Below are 19,711 nucleotides of genomic sequence, written 5' to 3' on the forward strand. Positions count from 1 at the left end.
AAATTCCCCCAAATGAAATAATCTACTTAAAGTAAGTATATATGATTTATTTGTAATTGGGGTAAATATTTCTAAAAAAACAGTACTTAAAAATAAGTACCGTTAATTTACTACTATTCTATTGGTTCATCTGATTTAAAAACTTCAATTTCCTCTATGTGATTACCATCTCTTTTAATAATTTTAAATAGATAGTTATCATGATAAATCTCATCTTTATTTTCACTGATAAATGATAACATCCAGCCACCGATAGTATCGACATTATCTACCTCAAATTGAACACCTAAAAGTTTTTCTACATCACTAATTAATACACTTGAATGCATCTTATAATGATTATCATCCATTCTAATTATCTTTTCTTTCTCATCAGCATCAAACTCGTCACGGATTTCTCCGACAAGCTCTTCGATGATATCTTCTATAGTAACCAATCCACTTGTACCACCATATTCATCCATTAGAATTGCTAAGTGTACTCGATTTGCTTTCATCTTATGCAGAAGTTTAGTTAAAGCTACTGTTTCAATTTCTCTCATAACTGGATGGATATAATCCGTTAATTGCTTCTCTTGTATAATCTTAATATCTTGTAATGTTAAATCAATAAAATCTTTTATATGAACATAACCTACAATATTATCTTTATCAATTTCATATACTGGATATCTTGTATAACGTTCGTGCTGTATCATTTCTATGACGTCAATAATATTAGCATTGATATCAATCGCAATAATTTCATTTCTTGGTGTCATTACTTCTCGAGCAACTTTATCATCAAACTCAAATGCGTTATTAATTACTTTAAGCTCATTGATATTGATTTCACCAGATTGATAACTATCTGCAAGTAACATACGTAATTCTTCTTCAGTATGGGTTAATTCATGTTCTCCTACTGGTTTAATACCGATTGCTTTCAATAATAATCTTGCTGAACCATTTAATAACCAAATAAACGGATAAAGTATTCTATAGAAGAACATTATCGGTTTACTAAACGCCAATGTCACTGCTTCTGCTTTCTGTATCGCAATTGTTTTCGGAGCTAACTCACCCACAACTACATGTAAAAAAGTAGCGATAATGAATGCAGCAACTAAAGTAAAAATATGAATTAAATCAGTTGGTATGCCCATCATCTCAAACATAGGATGAAGGATAAATTCAAAAGTCTTTTCCCCAACCATACCTATACCTAATGCTGTAATTGTAATCCCTAATTGACAAGCACTTAAATATTCATCTAAATGATTTACTACTTTACTAGCAGATAAAGCGCCTGGCTTGCCTTCATTAACAAGCTGATTTAATCTTGAATGTCTTACTTTGACGATTGCGAATTCTGTTGCGACGAAAAATGCGGTTAAAATGATTAGTATCGTAAATATAAGTAAATTTATAATTGTTTCCAATAATATATTCTGTCAAATGACAGAATACTCACCTCCATTAATTTTGTATAAATAATAGTAATGCTTTAATTAAAGCTAAATCTTTCTTGGCTAAAGATCTTGCTTCAGTTATATCTTCAGACTGTGCAATATGCTTAATATCATGTTCTAATTGATTCATCTTTAATCTTAAATCTTGAATATCTATGACTTCATGTGATGTAAATTTATTTTTAATTTCATTTAAATGCATACTTTCTTGTTTAAGCTGCTCAATTTCCTTAATTCTGTTTACCATTGTGTTTGAATAATATCTGTAGTTTGATTCACTTCTATTAAATTCTAATAATCCAAGATTGGTGTAATAATCTACCGTTCTATTTGTTACACCTGCTAATTTAGCAAGTTCTCCTATTTTTAATATGTCTTTCCCAATTAGCTCTCCTCCATCCAAACCATCACGTGATAGTTTATATATTAAAGAATCTTTAATCTAACCTCAATAAATATGTATATATATCTGCAAAATATTTTTATAATTGTGAATATTTTCGACACAAAATAAAAAACACCCTTTTCAGGGTGCTTTATCTAATCGATTAAACCAAGAATAAAAATTTCCTGGACAATACCATTATCATCAAAATCTACTCTTACAAGAAAACCATTCGTTTTATCGTTATCATAGAATATACTATTCTCTTTACGGATATCAACCTTACTCTTCCAAGCTTTCTCTAATGCATCAATATGCACATTTTGATCAGCAACGTTGAGCTTGATGCCAATCACTCTATCCTCTATCATCTCAAAACCGAAATTGCCAAATTCTTTAATTGTACCATTTTCACTATATTCACCAAGATCATCAAGATTTGGAGTATCTCCTAAACCTATACCGTTAATCTTAAATGCTGCGGTACATACTTGATATGCAAAATCAAAGTTTGTAATGTCAGGGAAATTGTAATATGCAGTGCCATCACGCATTTCTATATTTGGGTCATCTACAGATGTATTATTTTCTGTATCACCATTCTTATAATCACCTTTACGGATATTAATAGTTTCAACTATATGATCAGCATTTTCAGTTACTACAACATGATAACTATTATTATTAATACCATCATAAATAATCGATGATTCTGTATTATGCGTAACTTTTACACCCCATGCTTTAATTAAATCATCCGTTCGTACGCCTTGATCTTTAACCTCTAGAACAAATGTACTAAAATCTCTCGTATAAATATCACCACCAAGAACCATTTCGAAATTATCATATTTTAAGCTGTTTTCATGTGATAATTTTCTATCTTCTCTAAGAATACTTGGCACATTTACCTCTTTGTTGATTCCCCATCCTTCAATATTAAAGGTATTACTTAATATTGAATCAGCAAAATTTTTATTTAATATTGACGGAAAATTATAATGAGACACCCCATTAACTAACGTTAACTGACCTTCTTTCGTTGATTGCTGGGTATCCTTATCCCTATCTTCAGTAGTAACGACTTCTTTCTTCTCACTATTCGATACTTTCTTATCCTTTGTATCATCTTGTGATGTATTACTTTCGATTTTTGTTGCACCTTTTTCTTTCGTCTCTTCTTCTCCACAGCCACTTAAAATTAATGAAAAACTAGCTAAAGTAATTAAAAATTGCATACTTTTATTCATAATATTTATCTCCTATGATAATATTTGGTAACTATTTTTATTTAATTATAATAAATTTTATTTCTTATTACACTATATTTTTAATAAACGTCGGAGATACCGTGTTTGAAATACACTTTACAAATCTATTTTTTACCATCACAATAAAAATATAACAACACTATGAGGTGGTAATAATGAATCCATTTTATCTGTTTTTAATTTTAAGCTTTAATTTATTCTTAGGATTCTTCCTAAAAGAGAACGTATCCGATATTATGTTCCATTTGTTCATGAGCAATCTGCTTGCTGCTCTTCAGTTTTCTGATGAAATGAAAAAACAAACCTTATTATCTAAAGATTATTACATGTATATTTTCATCCATATAATCTATAGTGTTATTTGCGTAACTATCCTCAGTTTTTATTTTAACTTTTGGGTGAAAATCGGACTATTCTTAATGCTGTTTATTATTGTTACTACTTATCTAAAATTTATTAAAAATAAATAAGCCCTACTAATGTAGCGCTTATTGTAATTCTGAATCAATGGGATTTATTCGTGTGATAAGCACAATAAATCCCATTCTTTTTCTAAGTGCTCATGTTTATCCATGCTCCTAATATTCCTTCTCAATATCCATCGACTGTGGCCAGCCGGATATAGATTGTTTCTTATCGAGTAAACGCAATAAATTCATATCTTCATTTGTAATCTTAAAATCAAAGATATCAATATTATTCTTAATATGTTCTAAGCGTGTAGACTTTGGAATAACGACAACCTGTTCCTGGATTAAGAATCTTAACATAATTTGTGCCGGTGACTTCTTATATTTATTTGCTAATTCTTTCACGACTGAGTTGCCTAATAAAGCACTTTCTCCAAGTGGCGACCATGCTTGATGAACTATATCTCGTTCTGATAAATACTGATGTAACTTCTTCTGCTGAAAATTTATATGCGTCTCTACTTGATTCACTACAGGTTTAACAGTAGCAATATTTAGTATTGCTTCAGTCTCTTCTGAATTAAAATTTGATAAACCGATTGCGCGGACTCTTCCGTCTTTCACGAAACTTTCTAATGCTTGATAGGTACCAATACTATCATTTGTCGGCCAGTGAATAAGTACGAGATCACAATAATCGATTGCAAGCTTCGTAAATGAATCGTTCAATGCAGCAATTGTCGCATCATATCCATCAGACATTACTTTCGTTGTTAAGAAAATATCTTCACGTGTAACACCAGACTTATGAATAGAATGACCAACCGCCGCTTCGTTATGGTAATATGCAGCTGTATCAATTAAACGATAACCTGCTCGAATCGCCTGCTCTACGTACTTTCCGATATGCGTGTTATCACTTAAATAAGTACCAAACCCCAGTACCGGCATATCCATTCCGTTATTTAACTTAATCGTTTCCACCTGTATCATCTCCTTATCCCTATTATATAACAGCATTTATATTTCTAATAATCTTAGCAACGCTCAATAAAATATTTATTACTAAAACTAAATATATTATCATTTTCTTTTTTAATACACATGTATTAAAATAAGATTATATTATTTAATACACGTGTGTTAAAAAGGAGATTAACGATGCCGAAAATAGTAAATCATGAAGCAAAAAAGCAACTAATATTAGAAATTGCCTATCATAATATACAGGAACTCGGTAAACAAGGCACATCTGTTAGAAGTATAGCCAGTGCAGCGAAAATGACACCTGGCCAAATCAGGTATTACTTTCCAAATCAGTCTGCATTACTTTCAGAAATACTAAATATGCTTACTGAATCAATTGAATCAAATATCAAATCAATATTTATGGACCGAAAAATACCTCTTGAAAAAAGAATTGTCGATGCGATATTACTAACAATGCCGCTCGATAAGAAAAGAACTGCGGATATGATCGTGTGGTTGGCGGTACAAGAAGAAAATAGCACAATTGATGAAAACACGATGAGTGATGAAATCTATGTATTAGTACAAAAATCTTTTGAACTCTTGCATCAAAATAATAAAATAAAGCCTTCAATCGACAAAGAAAAAGCCATCACAAAAATGCATGCTTTAATTGATGGATTAGCGTTACATAAACTTTATCAGCCGAAACAATTATCAATCACTTTAGTAGAACAAATCATAACGGAAGAAATTCAATCATGGATGGAGTGAGTAAAGTGAACAAATTATCAAAAATTATTTATATACTCTCGTTCTCAATTATTCTGTTCTCTTGTCTTTACGTTCAATCTAAAACTGAAGGATATATTAAAGTAAGTGCTGATCATAATCACAAAATACATTTTCTGCTAACATGGTTCCCAAGTATTATCGGTATTCTACTAATTCTTATAACTTCAAAACCAGCCAATAAATTCAGTACATTAATAGATACAAATGTAAAGTCAATCAAATTTTTTATTTTATTATCAATTGCATTAATACTATTAATGATCATTACGCCGAAATCCATTGTATTTAACCTATTTTACATTTATAAATTATTACTTTTACTAATTATACCTATGATATTTTTCTATAAGGAAAATATAAACATATTAAAATCAACAAAAAAACAGAGACTTTGGTTGATACCGTTAATCATATGTATCGCTTGGTACATCACCTATATCATCGTTAACTTTAACACATTGACACTACATAAATATAACATTCCATATGACTATTTAATTATAGGCGCTACTATTTCATTCTTTTTAAATGCAGTATTAGAAGAACTATTTTACCGATCATGGTTACAGACGCGGCTTGAACCATTGCTCGGCTTTATACCAGCAATCTTTATAACAAGTATATTGTGGGCTTTATGGCATATGGGAATCCAATATCATTCAAACATTTTACTCACCTTTGCAAACGTCATTGTATTTCACAGTATTACCGGCATCTTCTTAGGATTATTGTGGTTAAAATATAGAAATATCATCATAAACATATTCGTTCATGGATTATTAAACTTTCCTATTTATATCGTTACTTATTGGTTTAATTAATGATTAGAGATAAAAAAAATAAGCCCTATATTCAATAAGACTTATTTATCAACTATCTAAATCAGATTATATAATTAGCACTTGTATTCCTCAACTGGTCCTTTTTAAACATCAACTTATTTAGGTGTAGGTGCATACTTTTGTTCATAGTAATTTATCGCCTCTAATACTTGTTCGGCATCTTCACCTTCATAAGTTCCATTTAAAATAGCATTTCTCGTTTGAATTTCACCAGATGACAATCCTCCGGCATTTACTCTCCATTCTGGATTGGGTAAGTTAACATACGGATTGTTTGACGGTTTTTGAACATCAGGATTTCCACCGATTGGCGCTCTAGTATAAGATTGTTCTGGTGTGGCTTCTCCCATTCCATACCCTACAGCTTGGCTACCAGGCTTTTGAACCATATCTACAATTGGTTCACCTTCCGGAGTATAATCAACAATCTCATAACCTTCCGGAGTATAACCTAATATTTTTCTGCCGTTTTCATTTGTTTTTACATCTGATTGTCCATTAGTGACTTGATTACTTTGCATAGATTGGATTTCATTTGTTTCTGTAGAACTTTCAATAGTATTTAATTCTTCTGTTTGATTTTGATTTGCTATATCTTTTTGATTATCATGCTTTATAGATTTATTTTCTTTCTTTTTAACATTTTTCTCTTTTTTTACTGATTTGCTATCGTCCGCTTTTTTATTTATTGTTATATTATTTGGTTTTTTTGATTCCTTTTCTTCATTTTGTCCACATCCAGCTAATAAAACACTTAAAGTAATTGTACAGCATAATATTTTTTTCATTATTAAACTCCTTAATATTTATTTTTATCATCATTGAATGTCGTTATGGAAACAGGTATTATATATGCAAAAAATAAGCCCTGCATTTGCAGGACTTAATATTAGTTTTTCGCCATCCAAGCTTTAAATACCATATCTTTTGCTTCACATGCCATTTTGTCTTTATCTCTATCAAGACTTTTTGCATAAGAAACATGGTTATAAGTAATACCGTAAGGATAATATTTATTTACTGTCTTGCAATTCGAAAATTTTTTAGGTGCACCTTTTCTATATTTAGAAGTTGGGTATCCAGCTTTTGTAGCTGCCTTTACTGTATGAGAATCATTTACAGTATCAATTTGTGAAAATGGTAAAGCTACTGTTAATAAAGCAATTGATGTTAATACTTTTAAAGTTTTCATGTATTATCCCCTGTCTGTACAATAGTTACATATATATGTTAATTATATATAACCATATCACCCATAGATTGTAAATAAAATATTTATTTAATTTTATTAGTATAATCAAGTAATAAATCAGCTTATTACATAAATTAAAAATCGCAATTTAGCATAGTAATAGGAGGTCTCCAATGCGCAAACTAAAGGTTGTCCCGTATAATTCTGAATGGCTAAATATGTTCCAAAATGAAAAAATCGCATTAGCTCAAATTCTGAATGATGAACTGATTAGTATCCATCACATTGGAAGTACTTCAATACCTGGTCTAATCGCTAAACCCATCATCGATATCTTAATCGTTGTAAAAGACATTAATAAAATCGATGATTATAACGCTGCGCTTGAATTAATTAGTTACGCGGCAAAAGGAGAAAATGGTATTCCTAATCGAAGATATTTTCAAAAAGGTGGCGATAATAGAACACATCATCTGCACATCTATGAAGTGAATGACTTTAATATTATAAGACATATTGCATTTCGGGATTATTTAATCGCACATCCTGAACAAGCGAATCGATATGCAGATAAGAAACTAGCGTTAGTTAAAAAAAATGCCACTGACATAGAAGCATATATAGAAGGAAAAAATGATCTCGTAAAAGAATTAGAGGAACATGCGATTGAGTGGTATGAAAAATAATAATATAAAAAAATCAATATTTTTGGTAAGTAGCTATTTAAACGTAACGCAGTATTACATTAACACTTAAAAATCTTTGTATTATCACCATTGCATTTATTATCTCATAAGAGTTATTCTAGATTATACAAGTTAGCAAAGATAAATGGTTAACTATTAATTAATGACAATAATCAACATATGAAGTTAATTATTCATTATACTTTTTTTCAACTTAATCCTGTAAGGTAAAAAATATATGACAAAATTTAAGAAGAACAAATATTTCACATTATTATTTTAAAAAATCTTTTTAAATCTAACTATCAACTATAAATTATGATATGGAGAGTCCAATGTTATATCGTTCCAAAAAACAATTTATCAAAGAAACTGCACTTAATATTATAGAAAACTTGAGTGAAGAACAAAAAAATTCGTTAATTTCAAACCCAAATCCTTCACATTACCATTTCACTTTAGGTATTTATATCCGTAATAAATATATTTATAAAAACCAACTAAAATTTCATTATAACCATGCAGATCATTTATCCTATGAAATTATAGATTCTGTTCTTGCGCGTATCGTTCCTAAATATAAAAAAGGACAACATAGAAGTTTTTTTGAAGATGATATAATACAAATATTTAAAAATAATTATAACTGGAGGTCTCCAATGCGCAAACTAGAGGTTGTTCCGTATAATTCTGAATGGCCAAATATGTTCCAGAAAGAAAAAATCGCACTAGCCCAAATTCTGAACGATGAACTGATTAATATCCATCACATCGGAAGTACTTCAATACCTGGTCTAATCGCTAAACCCATTATCGATATATTAATCGTTGTAAAAGACATTAATAAAATCGATGAATATAACGCTGCGCTTGAATTAATTGGTTATGAAGCAAAAGGAGAAAATGGTGTTCCTAATCGACGATATTTTCAAAAAGGTGGGGATAATAGAACACATCATCTGCACATCTATGAAATGAATGACTTTAATATTACAAGACATATTGCATTTCGGGATTATCTAATCGCACATCCAGAACAAGCCAATCGATATGCAGATAAAAAAATAGCGTTAGTTAATCAAAATGCCTCTGACATAGAAGTATATATAGAAGGCAAAAATGATCTCGTAAAAGAATTAGAGGAACATGCGATTGAGTGGTATGAAGATTAACGTCTTTGATTTAAAAGTTTTTTAATGATTAAAAATGGTGAAATTATAAATGCAACTACTTGAACAAGCGATCTTACAGCTTTAACTTTTAATGCGAATGCACTAGCATCCATAGCAATCAATGGATAGCAGACCAATGACAATATAAAGTATCCTGTAACTATGTTATAAGGAAAATGCCAAGGGTTAAGATGATAAATGTTTCCCATAGCAAATAAATACAATCCAAAAAATGCAATACTTAGTATAATTGTAATAATTCTAAAGAAAAAGTTATCAGATTTCATCCAAATTACTCCTTTACTTATTTATATATAATTATAAACATATATGCTAAAATATGTATATAATTTATAATGGTATAAATTTAATTAAGGAGGATTATTAATGACGATAAAAGAATTTATAAACCAACTATTAGAAAAGAAATGGACGATGGAAGATTTATTGTATATATTTTTATCAGCTTGTATTGCTGGTGTAATCGTAACACCAATATTTGCTTTACCAGTAGGATTAATTATTTATTATTACTTCTTCTATGATGAAGAATAAATTTGAAAAAATAGAAAATGCATAAAACGTTAAAGACAATGTAGTGAACCCAAAAAGTTGAACTTTTTATTAAGCTACTTTCATTAAAGCAAGATTTCTGTATTCTACAGGAGTCTTGCTTTTTAATTTTCTCTTCTTTCTGACGAAATTATAATATTCCATATAATCATTAATTTCCTCTACTAACTCATCATACGAATCAAATGATTCACCATAAAACATTTCTTGTTTCAATATTCTAAATTACTTATTGTATATTGGTTTGATGTTATTTCATATTTACGGAAATAGTATCATTGAATTGGAAGGTATTTGGGTGTACTGCTCAATTGGTATAAGTTCATTAATAATTATTTTTTATATGTTTCATCTGCTGGATAAATATCCTGGATATAAAAAATTATTATATTTTTCACTCGCAATTAATTTTTTTAATATTGTAGTATATATACCAGTGATGTACTTGATATTACTTTCATTCCCTTAATACCGAGGTATCATTTATATTCGATACCTTGTCCATTTTCCTAGAAGTATATATAGAAGGCAAAAATGATCTCGTAAAAGAATTAGAGGAACATGCGATTGAGTGGTATGAAAATTAATAATATAAAAAATCACTATTTTCTATGAAACTTACAATTTTTAAAAAATAAGGCAGCCATATTGCTATGACTGCCATCTGTTATTTATCTTTCTTTTTATTTGTGACTGGGAATAGGACTAAGAATAAAATAGGCAGCATAATGATGATCCAAAAATACCATTCCAAAAGGACTTCCTCCTAAATTATCAAAAATTGTATTTCATCTCATAATATAACATGGAGAAGAAGCATTTAAAATTAATAATATCATTATATATATATCTATTTTTCAGCGTTCTTATACAAATCCATAATTTTATATTTAACCTCTTTATCTTTAAATCTTAAAACAATAACATCTTTCTCGTCTATTTTTTCTTTTTCATTATCTGAATTGATTATCGTATTTTTATTTAGAAAAGTTATAGGAATATCAATTCCTTTTTGCAATGAGACCGGATCATTTAAACCTTGTCGTGACTCATAAATTAGGTATTCTCTTCTATTTTTAGATTTAATATAATATTCCTGACTTGGCAATACGAAATGATTTTTATTTTTTGGTGTTAAATTCAGGTTTGTCGTATTACCCTTCACAATTTTTTGTATATTAACATTATCTGAATCGGTCTTCCACTGTGTACTATATAGATATGTATACAGACCAAATAATACGAGAGAAACAAATAGAGTTCCTAATATTGACCACATTACTTTCTTTTTATTCGACTTCTTAACTTTCTTTAATGCATCAAATTCTCGTGCTTCCTGATGTTGATAATCAGTTTCTTCACTCAATTGGTCTTCCTGTAAACGCTCATATAACGCTCTGCAAGCTTCACATTTATTCATATGATCATTCATCAATTCATTTGTTTCATCACTCGTCAGACCATCGATATAGTTCGGTAACAAGTCTTTAAATAAACTATGATTCATTATGATACACCTCGATTAATTTTTGTTTTGCTCTAAAATAAGTAACCCTAGCCCAATTTTCAGTTTTACCAAAGACAACCGCTATTTCATTGAATGTGAGTTCTTTCTCAATTCTTAGTAACACGATTTCTTTTTCAAGTGGTTTTAATTGATCAATCAAATAATACAATTCGCCTAATTGTTCTTTTAATAGATAATCCTTTTCGACGTTCATTGAAGTACTGTTAATATTATTCGATAATCTATCCACTAAATTTCGTTGTTTAGTATTTTTATGTAGGGCTTGTTTCGCCAGATTTAACGCTATTTGACATAACCACGATGAGAATTTGGTATTCTTATCAGGATCAAATTTATCTAACGACTTAATCGCCTGATAAAACGTTTCCTGCGTTATTTCTTCAGCAAGATCTGCATTATTCATATACTTTAACAAGAACTTATAAATAAAATCACGATATTCTATATAAATCTGATTATCATTCATCCCGACCCTCCTTCTATATATTATTCATATTTCTAATACTTTCGTTACAAAAATATATTTTAAAAAACAAAACGCATAAAAAGTTTTAGACAAACTTTTTATGCGTTGTTTAAGTATTGATTATCTATATAGGTAAAATATATATTTCTTTGACTATGTAAATTTTTATTCTATCGATTAATTTTCCTAACATTATATTCTTTAATAACAATTAAAATTATTAAGAAAAACACCAAAAATGGAATAACATTATGAGATACCTCTGACCATTCCCATACATTACCTGTAGTTAAATAGCTCATAAAAAATTGAACGAGCAGTACACCGAAACATCCTCCTAAAGCAGCGTAAACAACATCTTTATTTGTTTTCATATTTAATAAACATTCCTTTGATTTTTATATAATTATATACATATATTCTAAATTATGTATATAATTTAGAATAAGTTATATTTTTTTAGAGGTGATTTACTTGAAGAAGAAAGTTATGACACTCAATATTCTAAATTACTTATTGTATATTGGTTTGATGTTATTTCATATTTACGGAAATAGTATCATTGAATTGGAAGGTATTTGGGTGTACTGCTCAATTGGTATAAGTTCATTAATAATTATTTTTTATATGTTTCATCTGCTGGATAAATATCCTGGATATAAAAAATTATTATATTTTTCACTCACAATTAATTTTTTTTAATATTGTAGTATATATGCCATTGATGTACTTGATATTACTTTCATTCCCTTAATACCGAGATATCGCTTATATTCGATACCTTCTCCATTTTCCTATAGGTATATCCTCTAAGTCTTCCTTGACTTTCTCTGCAGTTAGGATAATGGCTTCAAGGATTAGAATAATACTGAGATAATAGAATTGGTCACCCAGAGCGATGAATTCATAAGGGAATATCTTACTTCCGAAATAATATAATAGTGATAACGCAATAACCGTATCTAGACTATACATGACGATTCTTAATATAGTTATATGTCTTTTAAAGTTCATTTTAATACTCTTTCTATTTTAAGATTTATAAATATAAATTCTTCAATGAAAATATATTTTAATACTACCCCAGCCACTCCGCTTCTGTCATTACCTCATCAATATCAAAGTCATGCGCATAATCATATTTATATTCCTGCTTAATCCACGCAATAAGCGCTGTATCCTCTGAAATGACATCAATGTAAAACGGACTTAATCGAATAAACGTTTTATCATTATAAAGATAACTAAAAAATGGCATCTTTTCTTTCCTTTTATGGTATCTCACGTAATTGATTGCATCTTCTAAAGATAATCCTTTAATATTAACATGCGTAAAATCTTTCTTTAATTCTTCATTATAGACGATATACTCATTGTACCTTTTGATATCAATAATCTTTCCTAACCTGTAATGCTTCGCATTAATATCAAATCCATTGTATAGCAAATCATATTTGTTTGAGATTTTCTTTAGTAACTTCATATAACCAAAGTACGTAAGTCTAGATTCATAAAATCTTACACGTTTATCATTCTCTACAAACATAAAAGGTGATACCATTTGATTTAAAATATCGATACCAGCAACTTTAATTGATGTCATGATTCGTCTCCTTTACTTTGTATTAATATATAGTATTCTTTCAAATCGTCACGACTGTCTTCCGTTCTCAAGATGAGTTGCTAAATTCTTAAAATACATTGGCATACCGATCATTAGAAGTACACCTGCAATGAGTCCGTGAATGCTATCCGGTTTAATATCATATAGTAACGCATATCCAATAAATATAAATCCGATGATACTGAGCGCCGCACCAATAAAAAGTTTATGACATGATTTCATTACTTTTATCACCTCATTTTCTTTTTATTATACTATCTCAATCCATGTACTTTACCTTAAACTTACCTTAAAAATATGGCTCAAAAAATATTACAAAATGATTTCGAAGGGTTCTGAATAAAAAAAGTATGTTATAATTAACTTACAAAAAAATAGCTCGTATCTTATTCAGAGCAGGTGGAGGGACTTGGCCCTATGAAACCTCAGCAACAGGCTTATGCACTGTGCTAATTCCAACAAGATGATATCTTGAAAGATAAGAAGTTCTTACTTAAGCTCTTCTTTCTTTAAGATGAGCTTATTTTTATTGTAAAAACGATTTAAGGAGTGTTTATAATGAGAACAAGAGCAGACGTATTAGCAGAATTAGTAGAGGCACAAATGAAGAAACCGAACAGTTGGTCATCTAGCATGGCTAGAATGGGAAAAATTTCTCAGCTTAAAAGTGAATTAAATGCATTAGATGCTGAGCTTTATACACAAGCGCCTGAAGAACCAACTATTGTTAAAGAGAACCGTAAAGTTGAGTTTGTTATTAATGGCTACAAAGTGACCGTAGAACCACAATATTAATAGAAGTGCCTATCATATGATGGGCACTTCTATTAATATAATTGTAATAAAATTCTATTAATTTAAAAATTCTATATATTTTTTTTGTATAATAATAATTTGGATTCTTCGATAAAATATAAATTTCTTGAAGTTCGAGTACATGCTACATAAAATTTATTTTTGGTCAAAGGTGCTAATTCATTTAATTTATCTTTATTATACTTTTCAAAAGTAGATCTATTTAATACAACGCAAACATCTTCAAACGTTAATCCTTTAGACTCTCCCCAATTCATTGAATATCCAAGATATTGATTTGCCTTTTGATAAAACAATTTTGGTATATTATCATTTTCCATAATATTTTTAATCTTATCTATTTCCGTCAAAAGATTTATTTCATGCTTTTCAGAAGTATGAGATTTCATATCAATTTGCAATTTATTTGTTATGAATTGAGTGACTGATTGAGGGCATCTTTTTGAAAAAATAAATTCATTTGTGTTTATCTCATAACCATTAGATTTATATCCCTTTAGAAAGTTATCAATTTTTATTTTCATACTTTTATTAGTATTTCCTCTGATTGATGTAGAATAAGTGGTTTGAAAAAAGTCTCCATACAAATAAACATTCCCTGAAAATTCTATTAATTTAAATGCAATATTAATCTCATCTGAAGAAAGATCTTGAAACTCATCGATAAATACATTATCAAAAAATTTATTTAATCTACCAATAAAATCTATTTCATTAAATAAAATAAACTTTGAAATTTTATTGTTATATATAAATTTATTTGAATTTAAATAATATGAAATATTGTCAGATTTATATTTGAAATGATTCGGTGTTTTATAAGTTATTCCATTTATTTCAAAATCAATTGGTAGATAAGGCTTTAAACAAAAAGAATACAAAAAAGAATATACTTTTTTAACAACAATATTTTCTGGAATGTATCCAAATTTCATAATAATTCTTGAAATTAATTCTTTTTCGTTATTATTAGTATAAGTTAGGACTAATGATCTCTCTTTTTCATTCAATTTGTCAATAATAGCAGTGGTTTTCCCGGATCCAGCAACTGCATTATAAATTATTTTTCTTTTATCCATTGTAAACCTTCTTTAATATAAATTGGTATATTAATTTCTATTTCTTCATTTTCTAATTTTTCAAGTAACCTCATGGCAAATTCAGTTTTATTATTTAGCATATATTCTAGTAACCCATTTTTCATACTTTTTGTTTTCATTGAATAATCAAGTATCTGAATATTAGAATTATATATACATACTTCAAAAGTATGATTATCGTTATTAATATCGGAAACAATTTTTATATTTTCAAAACTATTAACTTCTTCATATTTCTTTAATATATTTTCATCATAATTTTTATCATTATCCGTAATAACTAAAGTCTCAATACCGAGTAATTTAGATAACTCTAAATAATTTTTAAAATTTAAACCATTTACGGATATTATTGATATATCGTTACTATGAGGTAAACAACCATGAATAATTTCATAGAATTTGTTCATTAAAATAAATTCCGCGGGTCCTTCAACTAATATTGCTTTCTTTGATAATATAAAATCCAACAAACTTGTATTTGGAGATTTTTTAAAATACCTATTTGCCTGTTTTGAAATATCTATTATACTTGTTACATTAGTTTTTGAAAGAATATGCATATTGTTTATTTCTAATCTTGAAGCAATCATATTACTATGTGTTGAAATAAATAATTGTAAATTTGAATCTTCTATTAATTTTATTAATTTTAACATATTAATATAACTCAAATGATTTTCAGGTTCTTCAATTAAAATAATCTTTACATTTTCACTTGTTGAGTTTAAAGAGGATTGAATTCCTAATATTAATTGTTCTCCTTTTCCTTCTTGTTCTATAGAAATATCTTCTTTAACCGCAGTAATATGTTTATCAAATTGGCTAGTAATTAAATTTGATGTTTGAATTTTATATTCCTCATATGAATTCAAACCGTAATTATCATATAAATCATTAGAAAAATTATTAAGTTGTTTTCTAAATTCAAATCTAATTTGATTTTTTTGTTGTTCATTTGCATGTTGATCAAATAAATTTGAAATAAATTTCTTAATACCAATTTTTGAATTTAACTTTGAACTATCTATAAATTCATAACGGATTTTATGTTTCTTTGAATAACTATCATAAACAGTATTTGCAAAGGTTTTAAATTGCAATTTATAAAACTCATACGGGAAGATATCTTCTTCTAATGAAAGAATTTCATCAATTTCTTGAGAATATAATTCTAAATCTGGCTGCACAATCATATATATACCATATGTTTCTTTATTCAATAAATTATTTTTACCATACAATGATTCAAAAATCGGATTATTAGGTAACTCTAAATAAAGTTCAATATTTATAGTTGGAAGATTTGAAATTATTTTCTCATTTTCAAAAAAAGTTTTCACTGCATTATTATTAAACATTGCTTGAAACCCTAAACTATCGACAACATTTTTTGAACCATTGAGAACTAGTGATATTGCTTCCAATAAGGTACTTTTTCCAACTCCATTTTCTCCAACAAGAATATTCTTTTTTTCGTGCACATTTATTTCAAATTCTTTAAATATTTTATAATTTCTAATCTTTATTTTTGTTATCACTAATATAATTGCTCCCTAAAATTTATTATTATTATTGAAAAACGAAATATAATTATATTTGATATAGACTACAATTTCATTATATCAATTTTTTATTGCTTAATTAATAAAAAAGACCACTTAATTAGCAGTCTTCTTAGTATTTCACCTGATTGTTATATGCAGTCATAAAGAGTAATCCCTTTTTAGTTACTTCAATATTAAGTAAAGATTTGAACACGTTATCATCGATTAAGACATTGAACTTGAATTCAACTAAGCCCATCTCAAGTAAGATAAATATGATGTCGTCTTCTTTAAAGTAACCGTAATAGTCTGCATCTGGGTGATCGGTTAACGTTACTAAAATCTTATGTATGCGACCAAGCTCAAAATCCACGGAGTCACCCCCTTTGTATTATGATATTTTAATCATAATATGGAAATTAATACATAAATTAAAAATTTCTGATTTGGAAAATTCGCACTAAAATATACGAGAAAAACTTATAATAATTTAGTAAAAGACATTATTTTTCAACATTAGATAAAAACATTAACTTTCAATTATAATATAATTTACAAAAAAATTGTGGGTATTTTCTGAGTTGGAAAATACCCACTTTTTTATGATTTTCTTTGTTAATTTCACCTAAAAAAGAGGTGGAATACATTGAATAACTCCGACTTTGCGAAATCGATCAAATACCACAGAGAGAATCTAGATTTTACTTCCAAAGAAATGGCGCATCAATTAAATATTGGATTATCAACCTATTCTAAATTAGAAAATGGTGAACGCAATATTACTGCTGTTGATCTGTATAACATCGGCAAAATATTTAATATGACGATGGACGAAATCATAACGAAGCAAGGAAGGAGGAAATAGTCATTCACTATTCCTCTACCATTTCATCAAAAGAATCTTTATACCTTATAATCCCCATATATATCTTATGCTTTTTCAAATGGATAACAACATCAGATTTCGGTATATATTTCTTGTGTTTAGAAACGATGAAATCATAATTATAATTTTTTAGCGGTTGAGAAAATGTTGAATACTTAGGCGATTCTTTAACTCTACTCGTTGTTCCAGAAAGCGCGTATGCTGCTACTGAATACTTATTGTTCTTCACATTGATATAAAATGGTGAAATATTTAGCATCTTATGATTTTCATTATCAATTTGGAAATCAAATGTCATTACACCCGGTATTTGATGTTGTTGTTCAAATTTATCTGTTACTTTATAGAAAGTATCATAGTTCGAAACCCCTATCTCTTTTGCATACGCTATTGCAAATTGATTAACAGCTTCATCAATAGTATCGAACTCTTTTCCCTCCATACTTTCGGGGGTACCTCCAAAATGTGCAATGTATTTCGGTTGTTCAAATTTATTAAATTCCCATAACGTTATCAGCCCAACGATTGTTAAAACAATTAAAGCACTTGAAATCCATCTCGCTTTAGTTCCCATAAAATACCTCCTCTGTTTTTATTTATTATACTATATATATATAACTCATAGTAGCGCAGATATATTCTTTTCTAAATATTTATAGATAACTTCACCATAAAATAGTGTTCATGAATTTTTTTAAATAAATACCCTTAATGTTGAATTTAAAGATTCAACATTAAGGGTAGAAACAATATATTCGAAAGTTCATTATTATTTTAATTCATAAAAAGAATTAATTTCTCTCATGTAATTATTAAAATAATCTTCTTTAATTAATCGAATTTCTTCTTTATTGAAACCTGTCGACAAGACTTCTCCAAAGTTTTCAAAAGAGTAAATTGATTTTTCATCCGTTAGTACACTATATTTATTTATATCATTTGCTTTAATTATTAAAAATTCTTTTTGAGGAAGTTCATCAGTATAATGTGTGTTATTGTCTTTATGGGCGTATAAATAATGCTCATTAGGTGAGAGTGCTATAATATTCTCCACGTAACCACTTATACTAGGAAATTCTGATGCTGAAAAAATATGGTGCATTTGTGTTGCTTTTTCTTGTTTATTTTTCGAATATTGAGAAATTCCATTTTCAAATTCTTCATTAAATCTTTTTATAATTTTTTTAGCTTGATTAGATTGAAATTTAAAATGTGCAATATTTGGTTTTTCTATTGATTCATATTCGGCTCTGGTTTGTGATTTAGGTTTATTTATGTAAATATCTCTAAAATTATTTCTATTGTACATTAATAAATCTTTAGTAATGATATCTCTACTTATATGACCTTTAATAGTTCCTTTTAAACTTTTTTTATACGATAATGGATTTAGTACCTTAGTAAAAATTCTTCGGCATTCCAAAGTCTTGTTAATTGCAGTATTTTGAATGATAAAATCCGTAAATTCATTTTTTAATTTATTAAAAGATGTACTATCTTGCTTTTCAAAAAAATTATCAAATACTTTATTTAAACCACTATCATAAATCACTTTTTCAATGTATATTACTAAAAAATTCAACGCAAATCTTTCACTTAAAGAAATAGCTTCCAGTATATCTTTTTCTTTTAAAGTAAATAATAATCTTCTACCATTTTTATTTTCTTTAAGAATTTTAGCATTTGCAAACATTTTTATAGGTTGAGAAAAGAATTTATCATATTCATTTTTTGATAATTTATCATTAGTATTAGGTTTTTTAAAAATATCTACTATTTCTTCTTTTGCAAATTTAGAATTCCAAATATCTCCAATGTAAAATTCTTTCGTTTCATTTAAATCGCAATATTCTATTATTGCGCTAGCAATAACTTGAATAACATCTGGAGTACATTTTTGATCAATCCATCTTCCATTATTACTTTTTCTAATATCCAGATCAAATTTTTCATAAAAATCTGGTAAGTCATTAATTTTATACAAATTTTTTCCTCCTT

General features: G+C 28.0%; 24 protein-coding genes and 1 riboswitch. Of the genes, 7 read left to right on the forward strand and 17 right to left on the reverse strand.

Translation table 11 applies throughout. From position 1 onward, the window contains the following. Positions 1-113: 113 nt before the first annotated feature. The 4 genes from KFV12_RS09795 to KFV12_RS09810 form a co-directional block, all read right to left on the reverse strand. The gene (locus tag KFV12_RS09795) at positions 114-1,421 is read right to left on the reverse strand and encodes a hemolysin family protein (RefSeq protein WP_254256671.1); all 1,308 of its coding nucleotides are present in this window, start codon (positions 1,419-1,421) and stop codon (positions 114-116) included. A 37-nt stretch (positions 1,422-1,458) separates the two neighbouring features. Beyond that, a complete protein-coding gene (locus tag KFV12_RS09800) occupies positions 1,459-1,854 on the reverse strand; it encodes a MerR family transcriptional regulator (RefSeq protein WP_254256672.1) in 396 nt (131 codons plus the stop codon). 137 nt (positions 1,855-1,991) lie between these two features. Continuing rightward, a complete protein-coding gene (locus tag KFV12_RS09805) occupies positions 1,992-3,086 on the reverse strand; it encodes a hypothetical protein (RefSeq protein WP_254256673.1) in 1,095 nt (364 codons plus the stop codon). Between the two features lie 599 nt (positions 3,087-3,685). Beyond that, positions 3,686-4,501, reverse strand: coding sequence for an aldo/keto reductase (locus KFV12_RS09810; protein ID WP_254256674.1), 816 nt, complete (start codon positions 4,499-4,501; stop codon positions 3,686-3,688). A 177-nt stretch (positions 4,502-4,678) separates the two neighbouring features. On the opposite strand from KFV12_RS09810, the gene KFV12_RS09815 reads away from it, so the two are divergent. Then, positions 4,679-5,260: a TetR/AcrR family transcriptional regulator gene (locus KFV12_RS09815; protein ID WP_254256675.1), complete on the forward strand. Its 582-nt coding sequence runs from the start codon at positions 4,679-4,681 to the stop codon at positions 5,258-5,260. A 5-nt stretch (positions 5,261-5,265) separates the two neighbouring features. Continuing rightward, positions 5,266-6,102, forward strand: coding sequence for a CPBP family intramembrane glutamic endopeptidase (locus tag KFV12_RS09820; protein ID WP_254256676.1), 837 nt, complete (start codon positions 5,266-5,268; stop codon positions 6,100-6,102). 116 nt (positions 6,103-6,218) lie between these two features. Here the strand turns inward: KFV12_RS09820 and KFV12_RS09825 are convergent, their stop codons facing one another. Both KFV12_RS09825 and KFV12_RS09830 read right to left on the reverse strand, forming a co-directional pair. After that, positions 6,219-6,911, reverse strand: coding sequence for a hypothetical protein (locus KFV12_RS09825; RefSeq protein ID WP_254256677.1), 693 nt, complete (start codon positions 6,909-6,911; stop codon positions 6,219-6,221). A 101-nt stretch (positions 6,912-7,012) separates the two neighbouring features. After that, positions 7,013-7,315 (reverse strand): excalibur calcium-binding domain-containing protein, encoded by a 303-nt coding sequence (locus tag KFV12_RS09830; protein ID WP_239242596.1) that lies wholly within the window; start codon positions 7,313-7,315, stop codon positions 7,013-7,015. A 173-nt stretch (positions 7,316-7,488) separates the two neighbouring features. Here KFV12_RS09830 and KFV12_RS09835 point away from each other — a divergent pair, with 173 nt between their 5' ends. After that, positions 7,489-8,001: a GrpB family protein gene (locus KFV12_RS09835; protein WP_254256678.1), complete on the forward strand. Its 513-nt coding sequence runs from the start codon at positions 7,489-7,491 to the stop codon at positions 7,999-8,001. 335 nt (positions 8,002-8,336) lie between these two features. Next, on the forward strand, positions 8,337-9,173 hold the full coding sequence (locus KFV12_RS13400) for a GrpB family protein (protein WP_367304755.1): 837 nt from the start codon (positions 8,337-8,339) through the stop codon (positions 9,171-9,173). On the opposite strand, the gene KFV12_RS09845 is transcribed toward KFV12_RS13400, so the two are convergent. After that, positions 9,170-9,460, reverse strand: coding sequence for a hypothetical protein (locus KFV12_RS09845; RefSeq protein ID WP_111716434.1), 291 nt, complete (start codon positions 9,458-9,460; stop codon positions 9,170-9,172). The two genes, KFV12_RS13400 and KFV12_RS09845, sit on opposite strands and share 4 nt — an antisense overlap. A 100-nt stretch (positions 9,461-9,560) precedes the next feature. Between KFV12_RS09845 and KFV12_RS09850 the strand changes: the two genes are divergently transcribed. Further along, complete coding sequence (locus KFV12_RS09850) at positions 9,561-9,728, forward strand: VraH family peptide resistance protein (protein ID WP_254256679.1); 168 nt, start codon at positions 9,561-9,563, stop codon at positions 9,726-9,728. Positions 9,729-9,797: 69 nt separating this feature from the next. Here the strand turns inward: KFV12_RS09850 and KFV12_RS13405 are convergent, their stop codons facing one another. The 5 genes from KFV12_RS13405 to KFV12_RS09870 all read right to left on the reverse strand — a co-directional run bounded on the left by KFV12_RS13405 (position 9,798) and on the right by KFV12_RS09870 (position 13,586). Beyond that, positions 9,798-9,962, reverse strand: coding sequence for an IS3 family transposase (locus tag KFV12_RS13405; RefSeq protein ID WP_240836771.1), 165 nt, complete (start codon positions 9,960-9,962; stop codon positions 9,798-9,800). A gap of 634 nt (positions 9,963-10,596) precedes the next feature. Further along, positions 10,597-11,253, reverse strand: a complete 657-nt coding sequence (locus KFV12_RS09855) for an anti-sigma factor family protein (RefSeq protein ID WP_254256680.1) — start codon at positions 11,251-11,253, stop codon at positions 10,597-10,599. Further along, a complete protein-coding gene (locus tag KFV12_RS09860) occupies positions 11,243-11,740 on the reverse strand; it encodes an RNA polymerase sigma factor (protein WP_111716431.1) in 498 nt (165 codons plus the stop codon). Before KFV12_RS09860 ends, KFV12_RS09855 begins: the two co-directional genes overlap by 11 nt. A 1,078-nt stretch (positions 11,741-12,818) precedes the next feature. Further along, on the reverse strand, positions 12,819-13,343 hold the full coding sequence (locus tag KFV12_RS09865; protein WP_254256681.1) for a hypothetical protein: 525 nt from the start codon (positions 13,341-13,343) through the stop codon (positions 12,819-12,821). A 48-nt stretch (positions 13,344-13,391) separates the two neighbouring features. Next, a complete protein-coding gene (locus KFV12_RS09870; protein ID WP_254256682.1) occupies positions 13,392-13,586 on the reverse strand; it encodes a hypothetical protein in 195 nt (64 codons plus the stop codon). Positions 13,587-13,747: 161 nt separating this feature from the next. Continuing rightward, positions 13,748-13,849: riboswitch (SAM riboswitch) on the forward strand. 73 nt (positions 13,850-13,922) lie between these two features. On the opposite strand from KFV12_RS09870, the gene KFV12_RS09875 reads away from it, so the two are divergent. After that, a complete protein-coding gene (locus KFV12_RS09875; RefSeq protein WP_254256683.1) occupies positions 13,923-14,159 on the forward strand; it encodes a hypothetical protein in 237 nt (78 codons plus the stop codon). Between the two features lie 71 nt (positions 14,160-14,230). On the opposite strand, the gene KFV12_RS09880 is transcribed toward KFV12_RS09875, so the two are convergent. The 3 genes from KFV12_RS09880 to KFV12_RS09890 all read right to left on the reverse strand — a co-directional run bounded on the left by KFV12_RS09880 (position 14,231) and on the right by KFV12_RS09890 (position 17,200). Further along, the gene (locus tag KFV12_RS09880) at positions 14,231-15,259 is read right to left on the reverse strand and encodes a hypothetical protein (RefSeq protein ID WP_254256684.1); all 1,029 of its coding nucleotides are present in this window, start codon (positions 15,257-15,259) and stop codon (positions 14,231-14,233) included. Further along, entirely contained in the window at positions 15,241-16,821 is a 1,581-nt protein-coding gene (locus KFV12_RS09885) for an ATP-dependent nuclease (RefSeq protein WP_254256685.1), read from the reverse strand. The genes KFV12_RS09880 and KFV12_RS09885 overlap by 19 nt, the downstream gene beginning before the upstream one ends. Positions 16,822-16,957: 136 nt before the next feature. Beyond that, a complete protein-coding gene (locus KFV12_RS09890; protein WP_239243543.1) occupies positions 16,958-17,200 on the reverse strand; it encodes a hypothetical protein in 243 nt (80 codons plus the stop codon). Between the two features lie 273 nt (positions 17,201-17,473). On the opposite strand from KFV12_RS09890, the gene KFV12_RS09895 reads away from it, so the two are divergent. Continuing rightward, the gene (locus tag KFV12_RS09895; RefSeq protein ID WP_254256686.1) at positions 17,474-17,692 is read left to right on the forward strand and encodes a helix-turn-helix domain-containing protein; all 219 of its coding nucleotides are present in this window, start codon (positions 17,474-17,476) and stop codon (positions 17,690-17,692) included. 7 nt (positions 17,693-17,699) lie between these two features. Here the strand turns inward: KFV12_RS09895 and KFV12_RS09900 are convergent, their stop codons facing one another. Both KFV12_RS09900 and KFV12_RS09905 read right to left on the reverse strand, forming a co-directional pair. After that, positions 17,700-18,287: a hypothetical protein gene (locus tag KFV12_RS09900; RefSeq protein WP_254256687.1), complete on the reverse strand. Its 588-nt coding sequence runs from the start codon at positions 18,285-18,287 to the stop codon at positions 17,700-17,702. Positions 18,288-18,482: 195 nt separating this feature from the next. Beyond that, positions 18,483-19,697: a hypothetical protein gene (locus tag KFV12_RS09905; protein ID WP_254256688.1), complete on the reverse strand. Its 1,215-nt coding sequence runs from the start codon at positions 19,695-19,697 to the stop codon at positions 18,483-18,485. Positions 19,698-19,711 lie beyond the last annotated feature (14 nt).

This window comes from Macrococcus epidermidis, assembly GCF_024205965.1.
GTDB classification, from domain to species: Bacteria; Bacillota; Bacilli; order Staphylococcales; family Staphylococcaceae; genus Macrococcoides; species Macrococcoides epidermidis.

What these genes read in the sequence shown, in the direction of transcription:
- KFV12_RS09805 (WP_254256673.1), bottom strand. Translation starts at nt 3,086, where the DNA reads ATGAATAAAAGTATGCAATTTTTAATTACTTTAGCTAGTTTTTCATTA.
- KFV12_RS09815 (WP_254256675.1), top strand. Translation starts at nt 4,679, where the DNA reads ATGCCGAAAATAGTAAATCATGAAGCAAAAAAGCAACTAATATTAGAA.
- KFV12_RS09825 (WP_254256677.1), bottom strand. Translation starts at nt 6,911, where the DNA reads ATGAAAAAAATATTATGCTGTACAATTACTTTAAGTGTTTTATTAGCT.
- KFV12_RS09830 (WP_239242596.1), bottom strand. Translation starts at nt 7,315, where the DNA reads ATGAAAACTTTAAAAGTATTAACATCAATTGCTTTATTAACAGTAGCT.
- KFV12_RS09835 (WP_254256678.1), top strand. Translation starts at nt 7,489, where the DNA reads ATGCGCAAACTAAAGGTTGTCCCGTATAATTCTGAATGGCTAAATATG.
- KFV12_RS13400 (WP_367304755.1), top strand. Translation starts at nt 8,337, where the DNA reads ATGTTATATCGTTCCAAAAAACAATTTATCAAAGAAACTGCACTTAAT.
- KFV12_RS09845 (WP_111716434.1), bottom strand. Translation starts at nt 9,460, where the DNA reads ATGAAATCTGATAACTTTTTCTTTAGAATTATTACAATTATACTAAGT.
- KFV12_RS09850 (WP_254256679.1), top strand. Translation starts at nt 9,561, where the DNA reads ATGACGATAAAAGAATTTATAAACCAACTATTAGAAAAGAAATGGACG.
- KFV12_RS09855 (WP_254256680.1), bottom strand. Translation starts at nt 11,253, where the DNA reads ATGAATCATAGTTTATTTAAAGACTTGTTACCGAACTATATCGATGGT.
- KFV12_RS09860 (WP_111716431.1), bottom strand. Translation starts at nt 11,740, where the DNA reads ATGAATGATAATCAGATTTATATAGAATATCGTGATTTTATTTATAAG.
- KFV12_RS09865 (WP_254256681.1), bottom strand. Translation starts at nt 13,343, where the DNA reads ATGACATCAATTAAAGTTGCTGGTATCGATATTTTAAATCAAATGGTA.
- KFV12_RS09870 (WP_254256682.1), bottom strand. Translation starts at nt 13,586, where the DNA reads ATGAAATCATGTCATAAACTTTTTATTGGTGCGGCGCTCAGTATCATC.
- KFV12_RS09875 (WP_254256683.1), top strand. Translation starts at nt 13,923, where the DNA reads ATGAGAACAAGAGCAGACGTATTAGCAGAATTAGTAGAGGCACAAATG.
- KFV12_RS09880 (WP_254256684.1), bottom strand. Translation starts at nt 15,259, where the DNA reads ATGGATAAAAGAAAAATAATTTATAATGCAGTTGCTGGATCCGGGAAA.
- KFV12_RS09900 (WP_254256687.1), bottom strand. Translation starts at nt 18,287, where the DNA reads ATGGGAACTAAAGCGAGATGGATTTCAAGTGCTTTAATTGTTTTAACA.